The 14,286-nt window shown below is 31.9% G+C and carries 18 protein-coding genes; all 18 read left to right on the top strand.

The annotated features are described in order from the left end of the window. The first annotated feature begins 95 nt into the window (after positions 1-95). The 18 genes from DR871_RS07230 (at position 96) to DR871_RS07150 (ending at position 14,274) form a co-directional block, all read left to right on the top strand. Positions 96-464: a DUF892 family protein gene (locus DR871_RS07230; RefSeq protein WP_113665902.1), complete on the top strand. Its 369-nt coding sequence runs from the start codon at positions 96-98 to the stop codon at positions 462-464. A 3-nt stretch (positions 465-467) separates the two neighbouring features. Next, entirely contained in the window at positions 468-1,850 is a 1,383-nt protein-coding gene (locus DR871_RS07225) for an NAD-dependent succinate-semialdehyde dehydrogenase (protein WP_113665903.1), read from the top strand. A 453-nt stretch (positions 1,851-2,303) separates the two neighbouring features. Then, positions 2,304-3,392: an alkene reductase gene (locus DR871_RS07220; RefSeq protein ID WP_113665904.1), complete on the top strand. Its 1,089-nt coding sequence runs from the start codon at positions 2,304-2,306 to the stop codon at positions 3,390-3,392. Positions 3,393-3,442: 50 nt separating this feature from the next. Next, positions 3,443-4,504, top strand: a complete 1,062-nt coding sequence (locus DR871_RS07215) for a class I fructose-bisphosphate aldolase (RefSeq protein ID WP_113665905.1) — start codon at positions 3,443-3,445, stop codon at positions 4,502-4,504. 331 nt (positions 4,505-4,835) lie between these two features. Beyond that, positions 4,836-5,309 (top strand): Dps family protein, encoded by a 474-nt coding sequence (locus DR871_RS07210; protein WP_206531516.1) that lies wholly within the window; start codon positions 4,836-4,838, stop codon positions 5,307-5,309. Between the two features lie 24 nt (positions 5,310-5,333). Then, on the top strand, positions 5,334-5,456 hold the full coding sequence (locus tag DR871_RS16610) for a hypothetical protein (RefSeq protein WP_256371163.1): 123 nt from the start codon (positions 5,334-5,336) through the stop codon (positions 5,454-5,456). A gap of 315 nt (positions 5,457-5,771) precedes the next feature. Beyond that, complete coding sequence (locus tag DR871_RS07205; RefSeq protein WP_165151101.1) at positions 5,772-7,154, top strand: OmpA family protein; 1,383 nt, start codon at positions 5,772-5,774, stop codon at positions 7,152-7,154. A 374-nt stretch (positions 7,155-7,528) separates the two neighbouring features. After that, positions 7,529-7,912: a hypothetical protein gene (locus DR871_RS07200; protein ID WP_113665907.1), complete on the top strand. Its 384-nt coding sequence runs from the start codon at positions 7,529-7,531 to the stop codon at positions 7,910-7,912. 51 nt (positions 7,913-7,963) lie between these two features. After that, on the top strand, positions 7,964-8,185 hold the full coding sequence (locus tag DR871_RS07195) for a hypothetical protein (RefSeq protein ID WP_113665908.1): 222 nt from the start codon (positions 7,964-7,966) through the stop codon (positions 8,183-8,185). 119 nt (positions 8,186-8,304) lie between these two features. Then, complete coding sequence (locus DR871_RS07190) at positions 8,305-8,745, top strand: hypothetical protein (RefSeq protein WP_241258558.1); 441 nt, start codon at positions 8,305-8,307, stop codon at positions 8,743-8,745. A 225-nt stretch (positions 8,746-8,970) separates the two neighbouring features. Continuing rightward, entirely contained in the window at positions 8,971-9,429 is a 459-nt protein-coding gene (locus DR871_RS07185; protein ID WP_113665909.1) for a PA2169 family four-helix-bundle protein, read from the top strand. 267 nt (positions 9,430-9,696) lie between these two features. Then, a complete protein-coding gene (locus tag DR871_RS07180; RefSeq protein WP_113666066.1) occupies positions 9,697-10,455 on the top strand; it encodes an MlaE family ABC transporter permease in 759 nt (252 codons plus the stop codon). A 1-nt stretch (position 10,456) separates the two neighbouring features. Next, positions 10,457-11,233, top strand: a complete 777-nt coding sequence (locus DR871_RS07175; RefSeq protein ID WP_241258557.1) for an ABC transporter ATP-binding protein — start codon at positions 10,457-10,459, stop codon at positions 11,231-11,233. A gap of 18 nt (positions 11,234-11,251) precedes the next feature. Beyond that, positions 11,252-12,136 carry an MlaD family protein gene (locus DR871_RS07170; RefSeq protein ID WP_113665911.1) on the top strand — a complete coding sequence of 295 codons (885 nt, stop codon included), beginning with the start codon at positions 11,252-11,254 and terminating at the stop codon, positions 12,134-12,136. Between the two features lie 110 nt (positions 12,137-12,246). Further along, positions 12,247-12,453, top strand: coding sequence for a hypothetical protein (locus DR871_RS07165; RefSeq protein ID WP_113665912.1), 207 nt, complete (start codon positions 12,247-12,249; stop codon positions 12,451-12,453). Between the two features lie 208 nt (positions 12,454-12,661). Next, entirely contained in the window at positions 12,662-12,847 is a 186-nt protein-coding gene (locus tag DR871_RS07160) for a CsbD family protein (protein WP_113665913.1), read from the top strand. 146 nt (positions 12,848-12,993) lie between these two features. Further along, positions 12,994-13,455 carry a sll1863 family stress response protein gene (locus DR871_RS07155; protein ID WP_113665914.1) on the top strand — a complete coding sequence of 154 codons (462 nt, stop codon included), beginning with the start codon at positions 12,994-12,996 and terminating at the stop codon, positions 13,453-13,455. A 195-nt stretch (positions 13,456-13,650) separates the two neighbouring features. Beyond that, a complete protein-coding gene (locus DR871_RS07150) occupies positions 13,651-14,274 on the top strand; it encodes a porin family protein (RefSeq protein ID WP_113665915.1) in 624 nt (207 codons plus the stop codon). The last annotated feature ends 12 nt before the right edge of the window (positions 14,275-14,286 follow it).

Below are 14,286 nucleotides of genomic sequence, written 5' to 3'. Positions count from 1 at the left end.
TGTAATACATAACATTAATTGTGTAATACTTTAGAACTGTTATAACCCCAACTTTACGATATCGAATTAATGTACTTCAATAAAATAAAAAACAAATGAAAAGTACCGTAACCAAAACTGATAAAAAAGTCATGCTAGAAAAAGGGAAAGGAAATTCAAATGAAATATCTTCTAAAACTAGTGAAGGTTGTCGAAATATTTTTGTAGAGGAACTAAAAGAAATTTACTTTACAGAAAAAGCACTGATTATCTCGATTCCCGTATTGATTAAAAATGCTGTCACTGATGAACTAGCAGATGCACTCAAAGTACATCTTCAATTTACGATAGACCACATCAAACGCTTGGAAGAATTCTTCAATTCCATTGGCGAAAAAGACATCATGTTACAATACGAAGCAATGTACGGTTTGGTTACCCCACAAAAAAAACAAGAAATTACAATTAATCCTTCTAAAAAATAAAAAATGGCTATTCAAACTGTTAATCCTTACACCAATAAAGTCGTACGCTCTTTTGAAGAGATGACTGATAAAAGTGTTGATATGTTGGTTGCACAATCCGCAAAAACATTCAATACCTGGAAAGAAACTAATTACGAGCAACGTGCTCAAATATTGCACAAAGTAGCTTCTTTGATGCGCGAAAAAAAGGAACACCTTGCAAAAATTATCACGCTCGAAATGGGTAAATTAATTGCTCAGGCTGAAGGTGAAATTTTATTAAGCGCTGATATTTTTGATTATTATGCTACTAATGCTGCGAAATTTTTAGCAGACAAACATCTGGAACCCGAATATGGCAGCGCTTACGTTCGTTGTAGTCCCATTGGTGTAATATTAGGAGTTGAACCATGGAATTTTCCGTTTTATCAAGTGGCGCGTTTTGCTGCTCCAAACATTATGGTTGGAAATACCGTTCTGGTAAAACACGCGTCGATGGTTCCTCAATGTGCTATTGCTATTGAAGATTTATTTAATGAAGCCGGAGCACCAACAGGTCTTTATACGAATCTATTTATTTCAGGAAAACGTGCATCTTCTTTAGTTGCAGATAAAAGAATAAAAGGAGTTTCGCTAACTGGAAGCGAGGAAGCTGGTGCAAGTATAGCATCAGAAGCCGGAAAATATTTAAAAAAATCAGTACTGGAATTGGGTGGTAGCGATGCTTTCATCATTCTTGAAGATGCCGACATTGATAAAGCTGTTGAATGGGCAGTTGTAGGTAGAATCAATAATAATGGCGAATGTTGTGTAGCGTCTAAAAGATTTATAGCTGTAGAAGCAATTGCAGATGAATTCATTGAAAAATTCAAAGAAAAAATGTCCAACTTAGTTGTTGGTGACCCAATGAACTCCACAACAGAATTAGGACCGATGAGCAGCGAAGAAGCTGCCGAACACATTATAGATCAAATAAGAAAATCTGTTGAGGCTGGAGCAACCATTTTGCTTGGTGGAACTCGGTCTGATCTTCCAGGTGCTTTCGTGCAGCCTACTATTCTAACCGATTTAAAGCCAGAAATCCCTGCTTATTATGAAGAGATATTTGGACCTGTAGCTTCTTTCTACAGAGTCAAAGATGAACAAGCAGCAATAACTTTGACAAATGATTCCAGTTTTGGATTAGGATGTTCGATATTTACTCAAGATATAGAACGTGGTAAACGTATCGCTGATAAAATTGATACTGGAATGGTATTTATCAATCACCCAACTTGGACCCAAGCTGATCTGCCTTTTGGAGGAACTAAAAATTCAGGTTACGGAAGAGAATTATCTGAATTAGGAATTCAAGAATTTGTAAACAAGAAACTCATTCGTATTAGCGGGCTTTCAGATCCTTTGTAGATTTAATTAGAATAAAATAGAAATATATTTTGTTAGGTAGCATTTTTTCTGATTTGCCAGATTGGCGCAACGGCATCAAGAACATAGGGGTTTTCCAATCTTCCGCCTATGACCAACGAATAGGTACACGAGCTTGATACCCGTTAATTAGAATAATAAAAAAGAATGTTGCCTAACTTAATTTTTAGTTTTTAGTATTTTCAAAGATTTTGTTTAAAATTATGTTTAAACAAAAAGTATATTTAAACAATGCCTCATCCTTTGTAAATATAAAATCATTTTGAAACGAAATGAAGACTAACTATAAGTTTAAATATTCACAAAAGCTTTTTATTTACAATATTTTTAAAGCTTAAGAACAGGTTGCAAGGCCACAACGTTATTTTAACTGATATTTTAATTTATAATTTACTAAATATAAGTATCTTTATATCAACAATTTATAAAAAAATCATGGAGACATTTGAATTATTTACACCAAAAAAATGGGGTTCTACCGACCTTAAAAATAGCATTGTAATGGCGCCTATGACAAGATGCAGAGCGATTGATAATATTCCCAATGAACTAATGGCTAAATATTATTTACAACGTTCTGGTGCTGGACTAATTATAACCGAAGGAACCTCACCATCTCCAAATGGATTAGGATACGCAAGAATTCCAGGTGTTTTTAATGCTGAACAAGTAGAAGGCTGGAAAAAAACCACAAGTATTGTCCATAAAAATGGAGGGAAAATAATTGTTCAACTGATGCATTCCGGGAGAATCAGTCATCCACTGAATATGCCCAAAGGCACGTATATATTTGCACCTTCGCAAGTCAAGGCAGCTGGGCAAATGTGGACTGATGCCAATGGTTTACAAGATTTTGTAGTTCCAAATGAAATGACGCTTCAAGATATTTTGCATGCGAAAACCGAATTTATTTCTGCCGCAGAGAATGCTCTTTTTGCAGGGTTTGATGGTGTCGAATTGCATGCTGCCAACGGGTATTTATTAGAAGAATTTCTTTCCCCAATAAGCAATATTCGAACCGATGAGTATGGAGGGAGCATAGAAAATCGTTGCAAGTTTGTGATTGAAGTGGTTACCGCCGTAGCGCATGCCATTGGGAAAGAAAAAACCGGAATTAGACTTTCTCCATATGGTGTAGCTAGTGATATGCCACATTATCCTGAAATTGACGCTACTTACGATTATTTATCTAAAGAACTTAACAAACTTGATATTGCGCACATCCATCTTGTGGATCATTCGGCAATGGGTGCGCCAACAGTTCCCAATGAAATCAAAAAATTAATTCGTCATAACTTCAAGAATACCTTAATTACCTGCGGTGGTTATACCAAAGAAAGTGCAGAATCAGCGCTGGAATCAGGACTTACAGATCTTGTTGCTTTTGGAAGGCCTTTCATCAATAACCCAGATTTAGTAGAAAGATTTCAAAACGATTGGCCTTTATCAGAAGACCTCAATATGGATTTATTTTATACGGCTGATGAAAAAGGATATACTGATTATCCAGTTTATAAAATCTAATTCCACTCTATTTTTCGATTTTTAACAACTCATTTAAAAGCAAAGTTAAAATGAAAGATATCTCTCAATTGCTAGCTTTATTAGGAGACGAAAAAGACGTTTTATTAAGTCACGTTTGTAAAACAATCTCTAAAGAGCAGCTTCATTTACCGCATTCATCGCAAATAGATTCCGTTTTTTTAGATAGCAATCGAAATGCACAAACCATTAGGAGTTTAACACAGCTATACCATCACGGTCGACTTTCGGATACGGGTTATCTTTCAATTTTACCAGTAGATCAGGGAGTAGAACATACAGCAGGAAGTTCATTTGCTCCAAATCCTATCTATTTTGATCCAGAAAACATAATAAAGTTAGCGATTGAAGCGGAATGCAATGCAGTTGCTTCAACAATGGGCGGTCTTGCAATGCTTTCCAGAAAATACGCCCATAAAATTCCGTTTGTGGTAAAAATAAATCATAATGAACTATTGACTTATCCCAATAAATTTGACCAAATCATGTTTGGGAGCGTTCGAGATGCCTGGAATATGGGAGCTGTGGCTGTAGGTGCAACAATTTACTTTGGCTCAGCTGAATCTGATAGGCAAATAATTGAAGTTGCAAAAGCTTTTGAAGAAGCGCATACTTTAGGAATGGCAACTATTCTTTGGTGTTATTCCAGAAATGATGCTTTTATAAAAGAAGGAATCGATTATAACACGGCGGCAGACATCACCGGGCAAGCCAATTATTTAGGGGTTACAATTCAGGCAGATATCATCAAGCAAAAATTACCAACTCATAATGGGGGTTTTAGCTCAATACACTTTGCAAAAACAAATCCAGAAATGTACACGAAGTTAAGCAGTTCAAATCCAATAGATTTATGCCGATATCAAGTTATGAATTGCTATTCCGGCAGAATTGGGATGATTAATTCAGGAGGTGAATCTAAAGGCAAATCTGATTTGGTGGAAGCCATAAAAACAGCAGTAATAAATAAAAGAGCTGGCGGAGCCGGAATGATTATGGGAAGAAAAGCGTTTCAACGGCCGTTCCATGAAGGTGTTGAGCTCATTCATGCCGTTCAAGAAATTTACTTAGCCAAAGAAGTGTCAATTGCATAATTGATATTTAATTTTGAACTGACACAATCACCTTTGAAATTATTTATAGAAAAGGAAAAAGTTCCATTAGAAAATAGAGTTTTAAATCCACACATATTACAACATCGAACCTATTTATTATTTAAATTATTGATTAATAAATAGTTATTAATTTAAAAGTGTGAAAGATGTAACTAATTCTTGTAATCTTATAATACTTTTTTTAAGCAATAAAGTGATCTTTGTATACAGCACTTCTTGGATAAAACAAAAACAAGTTTTTAGTTCTATTAAGAAGATAAAAACAAATTATTTTACAAAATATAAGTAATCAAAATAAAATTTAGAAAACATGAAAATTAAAATCGGAATTACAGAAGCGCATTTAAAAAACAGTATTTCAATCCTTTCTTCAATTTTAGCAAATGAAATGACGCTATATATTAAATTAAGAAAATTTCATTGGAATGTATCTGGACAAAGTTTTATGGAATTACATAAATTGTTTGAAGGACAATATACACAACTGGAAGTTTCAATTGACGAAACGGCAGAACGTATTAGTAAATTAGGTGGAAAAACGATTGGAACAATGAAAGAGTTTTCAGATTTAACAATTATCAAGGAATCTCCAAATCAGTATCCAGGTCAAAAAGAAATGCTTCAAGAATTAGTAGAAGATCATGAAACACTAATCGTTCAGTTGAGAAAAGATGTTGACGCAAGTGCTGACGAAAATAAAGATGCAGGAACAGCTGATTTCCTAACTGGATTGATGTTAGCTCACGAAACAATGGCTTGGACATTGAGAAGATATTTAGAATAATTTATAAACAAAGTCCTTGTTATAATGGAAAATTTAGAATCAGATATGCCCTACACGTCAAGAAGTAATTGCAGAGTTGGAAAAATAACTGCTAAAGAATATATTGAAGAATCTGAACTGACACCAGAAAAGGATTTTCAAAAGTAATATTTAGTCAATAAAGAGAATCTGCAGCCTTTTTTGTTTTAAACAAAAAATGTAAACTTTTTAAAAAATTAATTAGAACTATTAAAAAAAACTTCTTTCAAAACTTTCTCCATGAGCAGTTAACAAAAGAATGATTTTTTTAAATAGTTCTTTTTTTTGCCGATTAACTAATGGTTAATTGATGGTATACATTTAGAATAAAAAAGGAAAAATTCTTCCCAATGTGTGAATGATACAACTTATTACAATAGTTATATAACAATCGTTAGCCCAATGTTGTCAACCTTTGCATCAAACAATATAATAAAAATAAAGATGAAAAAAATCCTATTACTGTGTACATGCTTAGCATTTACATTTATCTCAAAAGCGCAAACCGCAGACAAAAAATGGAATATTGGTCTTCACGGAGGTGTAACACAATACCAAGGTGATTTAGGAAATAATTTTTATAAAACTGATAAAGCATTCTACGGTTTTGGTGGTATCTCTGTTTCTAGATATTTAGGTCGTTATTTCGATTTAAATTTTTTGGCTTCAAAAGGAACAATTGGTTATAACAACAGCCCTTCAGGAAGTTTTAAAAGCGATTTCAACTCAGTTGCGTTAAATTTAAGATTTAACATGACAGGTCCTGAATCTATTGTAAGACCTTATGCATTTGCAGGAGTTGGTGCTATGTTATTTGACAAAGACCTAAACTTTGATCAAGATAGAATTGATTACGCCTTACCTACAGCGGGTGGTGGAATAAATTTCAAATTGAATGATGTAATTACATTAAACCTACAAGAAACTTTTAGTTTTTCAAATAAAGACAGAAGAGACGGTGTTGATAATGGCAAAAAAGACGCTTATTTATCTCACATGGCTGGTTTAACTTTCAATTTAGGTGATAAAAAAGATGCTGATAATGATGGTGTTTCAGATCGTAATGATACCTGTCCTGAAACTCCGGCTGGTGTAGTTGTTGATGAAAATGGTTGTCCATTAGACAGAGACAAAGATGGTGTTGCTGATTACTTAGACGCTTGTCCAGATACTGCAGGTTCTGCTCTATTGAACGGTTGTCCTGATTCAGACAATGATGGTGTAGCTGATATTAATGACAAATGTCCAGATACTAAACCAGGAACTAAAGTAGATGCTACTGGGTGTGCTATGGATAATGACAAAGATGGAATTACTAATGATTTAGACCGTTGTCCTGATGTTGCTGGTCCAATGAGTTTAAATGGTTGTCCAGATTCTGATGGAGATGGTGTGGCTGATATTGATGACCGTTGTCCTACCGTTAAAGGAACTATGGAAAACAAAGGTTGTCCTGAAATTACAAAACAAGATGTTGAAAGAATTACATACTTAGGAAGTAAAATATTCTTTGAGAACAATAGTGCTAAATTAAAAATAGGTTCATTAGCGCAATTAGATGAATTAGTAACTATCATTAATAAATATGATGCATCTAACTTAGTTATTGAAGGACATGCTGACAGCAATGGTAGCGATGCTTTGAACTTAGAATTATCTCAAAAACGTACTGAATCTGTTAAAAATTATTTAATGGAAAAAGGAGTTTCAGGATCAAGAGTTACAGCAGTAGGTTATGGCGAAAGCAAACCGATTGCTACAAATGCAACGGCTATTGGACGTGCAAAAAATAGAAGAGTAGAGTTGAAAATGACCTACGAAAAATAATAAGATTAAGTTGGGTTTTTGGTTTGGTTAGTTGAGGGCTGTTGGAAACAACAGCCCTTTTTTTATGCTTTACAGTGAGATGAGCACTTATTAAAACGATCCAGAAAATCTAGTTTCTGATGACTATTCAAAGAAAAAATACAAAACAACTCATTGCCCAACTACTCCTTTACCATTGAAAGGAGATGCAAATTATTGAGCGTGATTTTAAATTTGATTACCTTTTCATAAAGAATTTACATGTGAATTATATAAGTTTTATCTAAATTTATATAATAAAAATCAAGAACAAATAACTGAACTTTAGACTTTTATAATTAATTATCGTAATCTATTAAAACATGTAAATTTATTATTTCCAAAAACAGATTATTATGACGGCATCAAAAAAATTAGGGATTTGGATGGATCATTCCTTTGCCCATTTAATGGAATTCACATCAAAACATTTTGAGATTGAAACAATTGAATCAAAGTTTTCACTCAAGGAGAAGAAAAAACATTTGGCAAAAAATGAAAATTTGATGCTTGAAAAAGAGAAAAAACAATTGTACGACTATTACAAAAAAATAGGAGAAACAATTAAAAACTACAAACGCGTAATCCTCTTTGGTCCTACCAATGCCAAAGTAGAACTTTTTGATCTTCTTAGTGAAGACGAGCGTTTTCTGAAGATTAAATTTGAAATCAAAAACACGGACAAGATGACCGCAAGCCAGCAACATAATTTTGTAAAAGAATACTTTTCCGAAGCATAATATTAAACACCTAAAATCACTTTAAAAAAAATAACTTTAAATAAATTACATATGAAAACGAAACCCATAGGAATTATCTTGATTGTTTTAGGAATACTAATGTTGTTTTACAATAGCTTCAATTTTACAACTACCGAAAAAGTGGTTGATATAGGTCCAATTCAAGTAAACAAAGAAGTAAATCATCCCGTAGCTTGGTCTCCTATTATAGGAATTGTACTCGCTGTAGGAGGCGTTGTTTTATTAGTGGTTGGCAACAAAAAAAACGGATAAATTATTTTAGACTGTGATTATTTACGTGTGAATAATGTAAATTTTTATAATATTTATATAACATATCTTAACTCTATACTATTGAAATTTGTATCGTAAAACAACTCAAGGAACATACAATGACAATTCGATTAAATTCAAATATTAAAAAATTATTTACAGGATTTTTAGCACTAATTATGTTGTTGTCTTTTGCATCATGCGGGAAGAATATAGCTTTTCAAAACTCCTCAGTAGTTCCCGCCGCAGAGGGAAAAGTGAGTGTAAAAAAAGACAGTAACAAAAATTATTCGATTGGAATAAAAATATCAAATTTAGCCGAAGTTAACCGGTTGCAACCTTCAAAAAACGTTTACGTTGTTTGGATGGAAACCGAAAATTCTGTTGTGAAAAATATTGGACAAATAAAAAGCGACACCGGATTTATGTCCTCAAAACTTAAAGCCACCTTTGAAACGGTTACGTCATTTGAGCCTTCAAAAATATTTATTTCCGCAGAAGATAATGCAGATGTAAAGTATCCTGGAATGCAACTAATTCTGACAACAAATAGATTTTAGTTTAATTAAAAATTTTAATTTATTAAGCAGATTGTTACTGACCAATTTATTTGATTATACTGTTCTGAAAAAAAATTAATAATATTTTTATTATAAAACGATCGAAAAATATCTTTAAGGAATTAGAAGAAACTGATTTAAGAGTAACGATAAATCACTATTATTCACCAAAAATTCCCTACCCAAAAATTATGTTCGAAGTTAGATAAATACGCAATAGTTAAGATGATGAATAAAGAAAAATCAATTGTAGTTTTAAATAATCTTATTGAAATCAATAACGAAAGAATTGAGATTTACAAAACAGCTAAAAAAGCAACAGAAGAAAACGATTTGAAAGATTTATTTTCTGAATTTCAAAATACCAGCACAATATTCAAATCAGAACTTATTGAAGAGGTTCATAAAATGGGAGGGGTTCCTGTTTTTGAATGTAGAAATAACAGTTTGTTGAAAAGACTTTGGATTAATTTTAAATCGAAATTTATCGGAAAAGACAGAGAAGATATTTTGAATACAATGGAATACAACGAATTTGTAGCTATAAAAAGTTATAAAGATTCCTTGTCTGGTAATTTCGATCATCTTACCGCAGAACTTCATATCTTGATTAAATCGCAACAAATTTTATTGACAGCGGATCATGATAAAGTAAAAAGGCTAGGCGATTTGATGTTATCATAAATTATAAATATGATGTGATTTTTACTTTTTTGTCATTTCGTCATTTAAAATTTTAAATTTATTGACTTGAAAACAGAAATTATATTCCAGAATTTCATCAAAACGAACTCTGCATTTTTCTAAAATTGCAAACTCTTTTCTGACAACCACTTTTTTCCTTTTTACTATTCTTGCGCTACAATTAATATAAGAGATTAGATACATCCAAAAAATCATAAATAATAGTAATGATAAATGAATAAAACAGTAACCGAAAAAAAAGAAAGTATAATCAGCTATTTAAAAGATACTTTTAATGATGTAGGTAAAGTTACCTTGTTTGCCACACGTTTCTTTAAAGAGGTCTTAAAACCTCCATACGAAATGAAGGAATTCATCAAGCAATGTTATAACATTGGCTACAAATCATTACCATTAGTGACTATTACTGGCTTCATTATGGGATTAGTTTTGACCTTACAATCAAGACCTACTTTAGCTAAGTTTGGCGCAGAATCCTGGCTTCCAAGTATGGTTGCATTATCGCTTATTAGAGAAATAGCTCCGGTAATAACTGCTTTAATTTGTGCAGGTAAGGTTTCCTCAGGTATTGGCGCTGAATTAGGTTCTATGAAAGTAACAGAACAAATTGATGCCATGGAAGTTTCTGCCATCAATCCTTATAAATATTTAGTTGTTACCAGAATTTTGGCTACTACGCTTATGATCCCATTACTAGTAATTTATGCTGATGGTATTGGAATTATTGGTGGATATGCAGGCATAAATATTCATGGAGAAGTAAGTTTGTATCGCTATCTGGCTCAAGTGTTAGAATCAATAACTTTTTTGGATATATTTCCGGCAACTATAAAAACTTTTTTCTTTGGTTTTTTCATAGGTATGATTGGCTGCTATAAAGGATATAATGCTGCTAATGGAACCGAAAGTGTTGGTAAAGCAGCTAATTCTGCAGTAGTGACTGCATCGCTCACCATATTTATCATTGATATGCTTGCGGTACAAATAACTGATTTATTTTTCTAAAATGATGCAAGAAATAACAACAACAGACCATACTCCTATTTCTAAAACAAATGCTCCAGTTATAGAAATAAAAGATCTTTATAAATCCTTCGGAAAAAACGAAGTTCTAAAAGGGATTAATTTAATCGTAAACAAAGGTGAAAACCTTGTGGTATTAGGAAAATCCGGTTCAGGAAAATCAATTACAATAAAATGTTTAGTTGGTTTAATAGGAGTTGATAAAGGAGAAATAAATGTTTTTGGAACTGACATCACAAAATTAGACAATACCGAGCTTAACAAAATTAGAATCAGAATAGGTTTTTTGTTCCAAAACGCAGCTTTATATGATTCTATGAGTGTTCGCGAAAATCTTGGCTTTACTTTAAAAAGGCATGCTAAAGATTTATCTGCGGAGGAATTAGAAAACCAAATTGTTGAAGTTTTAGAAAGCGTTGGTTTGAGTGAAGCCATTGACAAGATGCCTTCGGAACTATCCGGTGGTATGCGCAAAAGAATTGGATTAGCAAGAACTCTCATCCTAAAACCTGAAATTATATTATATGATGAACCCACTACAGGATTAGACACGATAACTTCTAGAGAAATCAGTGAACTTATACTGGAAATCCAAAAGAAAAATAAAACATCTTCTATCATAATTACACATGATATGCCGTGCGCAAAGCATACTAGCGATCGTATCGTTATTTTGAAAGAAGGCGTAATACATATTGAAGGAACGTATGAAGAATTAGAAAAAAGCGACGATGAATGGGTTCGTTCTTTTTTCATCTAACCAATAAAAAAATAAAAAATGAATAAAGAATCTGGATACCAATGGAAATTGGGGATGTTTGTAATTATTGGATTGGTACTATTTGTTGGAACCATATATTTCGTTGGAAAGCAAAAAAATTTATTTGGATCCACGTTTGAATTATATTCAAAATTTAATTCGGTTAACGGACTTGAAGTTGGAAATAATGTTCGCTTGTCAGGGATAAATATTGGTACGGTTGAAGAGATTGATTTTTTGAATGATACCGCGGTGGTAATTAAATTAGTCATAAAAGAGGAAGTTCGCAAATACATCAAGAAAGACGCTGTTGCGAGTATTAATTCCGATGGTTTAATGGGTGATAAAATTTTAACCATTTCATCCGGTAAAAATTCTAATGTAATTGTTGAAAACAATAACTATATAACTTCCAAAAGATCGATAGAAATGGATGATTTAATGGTGAGTGTCAAAAAAAGTGCTGATAATGCTGGCGTTATTACTGCTCAGTTGGCGCAATTTAGTTATAGTATGAATAATGGAAACGGTGCACTATCCCGATTAGTTTCTGATGAAGAATTTGGAAACAGCATAAAAACAATGGTAACCAATCTTGAGAATAGTTCTATGGAATTCAAAAGATTTACAGTAAATATGAATAACGGAAAAGGAGCTTTATCAAAACTGGTTAGCGATGAAAGAATGGGAAAAGTGATAGATTCTTCATTGACGAATGTTAAATCAGCAACCAAAGGTGTAAATGAAGTTATTGAAGCTGCTAAACATAATTTCTTATTGAGAGGTTATTTCAATAAAAAGAAAAAAGAAGAAGGAAAAAAGCAGGAAGCAGCAACTGATTTAGAAGAGGAAGAAATGAAAAGAGAATTAAAAATTGGTGCTGAAAACGATTCTTTAAAATAGTTAGAAATCTCAATATTTAATGATTTAAAACATCGTATATCTCAACAAGTAAGATGTTTTAGATTTTATTTTCAAAAGCAACCCATTTTATTCATTACATATAATTTATCATGAAAAGAGAAAAAGAAATAAATCAAGCGATACTCGAAATTACTATGAAAATACGTACAGAATATCCAGAATTAATTAAATATTTATCGGAGATGCCAGTGACAATTCCCGACGTTGAAAATCCCGAAATGACTATTAAAGTATTGAGCGATTATCATGAATCACTTGTGAATATAATAGAGAAATATATTTCAAGCCATAAATAAACATAAAATGCAACTACATAATTCGCATCTGAATTCTTAGTAAAAAAAAACATTCTTTTATTTCTTTACATTTTCTACTAATCTGTATTGTAATCTATTGAATCAGTGAATAATGAAACTAATCTATAAAGTTATATAACTGCTTCCCTTTGTAAACGGCCGAACTTTGTAAAGTGAAAACTATTTTACAGACAATACACAAAAAACAATGGATTCGATAGAGCGAGGGGGAAACTGGGAAGAACAAAAAAAAAGGTTAAAAGAAAAGTTTGCAGCTTTAACCAATAATAAATCACTTTTTTCAGAGGAAAAAAAAGACGAAATGCTAAAAAAATACCAAGCAAAACTTGGGATAAGCAGAAAAGAATTACTTAAAATATTTGAAGGTTTATAGGTTCTATCATTCTTTGACTACTCTTAAATTGCTGTATTGAAAAATTAAAATTTTGTCCAAAAAATAATTTCAATACTTTAATAATTTTACCAAAAAAAAAACACAATAAACTATAAATCAAATCAATAATTTAAAAAAAACACAAAATGAAAAAAATATTTTTTACACTTGCAATTACAACATTCATGGCTGGAACTCTTTTAGTAGGATGCCAGGACACTTCAAAAAAAGAAGAAGCTGCCAAAGATAACGTAGAAGAAGCAAGAGATAATCTAGATGATGCAAAAGAAGAATTATCAGATGCTAGAGCCGCTGCTACCGAGGAAGAATGGAATGAATTCAAAGAAAGTACGAATGCTACTATTACGCAAAATGAAATTCGCATTGCAGAAATGAAAACCAAAATGAAAAAAACTGGTAAATCTATTGATGAAGCGTATGCTAAACAAATTGAAGCATTAGAGCTAAAAAATAAAAACATCAAATTAAAAGTGCAAGAATACAAAAATGACACTAATAGCGACTGGCAATCTTTCAAAGAAGAATACAATCGAGATATGGATGAATTAGGTACTGCAATGAAAAACTTGACAGTAGATAATAAATAGAAAATGTAAAAGGCGAGTTTTAGAACTCGCCTTTTTTTTGTTAATAATTTAACTATCAATATTTTAACAATTTAACTATTTATTAAAGTACTCTAAAGTGTGAATAATGTAACTTTAAATAAAAGTAATGTAACAATAGGCTAAGGTAAGATGCGGATATTTGTAATATAATAATTCAATTAAAAAACAAACAAAATGAAAAATTCAAAAAAACTGATTTTTGCTTCATTGGTATTAAGTTTTATGAACTTTACGAGCGCACAAGCGCAAGAAAAAACCCCTTCTTACGGTTTTAAAGGTGGACTAAACTTTTCTAATTTTTATACAGATAATGTAGATGACAGTAACATACTTACAGGTTTCAATGCTGGTTTATACGCTAAGTTCCCCATTACAAATAGTATTGCAATTCAACCGGAAATTAATTACACAACAAAAGGTTCTGAGCAAATATACGATAACGCAATAGTTCAGGGAACATCAAAATTCAACATCAATTATATTGAAGTACCAATTTTATTAGTTGCAAATTTAACTGATAATTTCAATGTGCATGTTGGTCCATACGCAGCCTACATGGTTAGTGGAAAAACATCAAATGATTCTAATTTCGGCTCTTCTGAAAGTGAATTAAACACTGATGATTTCAACAAATTTGACGCTGGTATCTCTGGTGGTCTAGGAATTGATTTAGATGTAGTAAATTTTGGTGTTCGTTACAACTACGGTTTAACTAAAATAGGAAAAGACAATAGCTTTACTTCATCTGACGCAAAAAACAGTGTTTTTAACGTTTACGTAGGATTGAGATTAAACTAATAAATAATAACT

This window comes from Flavobacterium petrolei (assembly GCF_003314435.2).
GTDB lineage: Bacteria > Bacteroidota > Bacteroidia > Flavobacteriales > Flavobacteriaceae > Flavobacterium > Flavobacterium petrolei.
The sequence above is the reverse complement of the archived record's forward strand: the minus strand, read 5'-3'. Positions and strand labels throughout refer to the sequence as shown.

What these genes read in the sequence shown, in the direction of transcription:
- DR871_RS07230 (WP_113665902.1), top strand. Translation starts at nt 96, where the DNA reads ATGAAAAGTACCGTAACCAAAACTGATAAAAAAGTCATGCTAGAAAAA.
- DR871_RS07225 (WP_113665903.1), top strand. Translation starts at nt 468, where the DNA reads ATGGCTATTCAAACTGTTAATCCTTACACCAATAAAGTCGTACGCTCT.
- DR871_RS07220 (WP_113665904.1), top strand. Translation starts at nt 2,304, where the DNA reads ATGGAGACATTTGAATTATTTACACCAAAAAAATGGGGTTCTACCGAC.
- DR871_RS07215 (WP_113665905.1), top strand. Translation starts at nt 3,443, where the DNA reads ATGAAAGATATCTCTCAATTGCTAGCTTTATTAGGAGACGAAAAAGAC.
- DR871_RS07210 (WP_206531516.1), top strand. Translation starts at nt 4,836, where the DNA reads ATGAAAATTAAAATCGGAATTACAGAAGCGCATTTAAAAAACAGTATT.
- DR871_RS16610 (WP_256371163.1), top strand. Translation starts at nt 5,334, where the DNA reads ATGGAAAATTTAGAATCAGATATGCCCTACACGTCAAGAAGTAATTGC.
- DR871_RS07205 (WP_165151101.1), top strand. Translation starts at nt 5,772, where the DNA reads ATGAAAAAAATCCTATTACTGTGTACATGCTTAGCATTTACATTTATC.
- DR871_RS07200 (WP_113665907.1), top strand. Translation starts at nt 7,529, where the DNA reads ATGACGGCATCAAAAAAATTAGGGATTTGGATGGATCATTCCTTTGCC.
- DR871_RS07195 (WP_113665908.1), top strand. Translation starts at nt 7,964, where the DNA reads ATGAAAACGAAACCCATAGGAATTATCTTGATTGTTTTAGGAATACTA.
- DR871_RS07190 (WP_241258558.1), top strand. Translation starts at nt 8,305, where the DNA reads ATGACAATTCGATTAAATTCAAATATTAAAAAATTATTTACAGGATTT.
- DR871_RS07185 (WP_113665909.1), top strand. Translation starts at nt 8,971, where the DNA reads ATGATGAATAAAGAAAAATCAATTGTAGTTTTAAATAATCTTATTGAA.
- DR871_RS07175 (WP_241258557.1), top strand. Translation starts at nt 10,457, where the DNA reads ATGATGCAAGAAATAACAACAACAGACCATACTCCTATTTCTAAAACA.
- DR871_RS07170 (WP_113665911.1), top strand. Translation starts at nt 11,252, where the DNA reads ATGAATAAAGAATCTGGATACCAATGGAAATTGGGGATGTTTGTAATT.
- DR871_RS07165 (WP_113665912.1), top strand. Translation starts at nt 12,247, where the DNA reads ATGAAAAGAGAAAAAGAAATAAATCAAGCGATACTCGAAATTACTATG.
- DR871_RS07160 (WP_113665913.1), top strand. Translation starts at nt 12,662, where the DNA reads ATGGATTCGATAGAGCGAGGGGGAAACTGGGAAGAACAAAAAAAAAGG.
- DR871_RS07155 (WP_113665914.1), top strand. Translation starts at nt 12,994, where the DNA reads ATGAAAAAAATATTTTTTACACTTGCAATTACAACATTCATGGCTGGA.
- DR871_RS07150 (WP_113665915.1), top strand. Translation starts at nt 13,651, where the DNA reads ATGAAAAATTCAAAAAAACTGATTTTTGCTTCATTGGTATTAAGTTTT.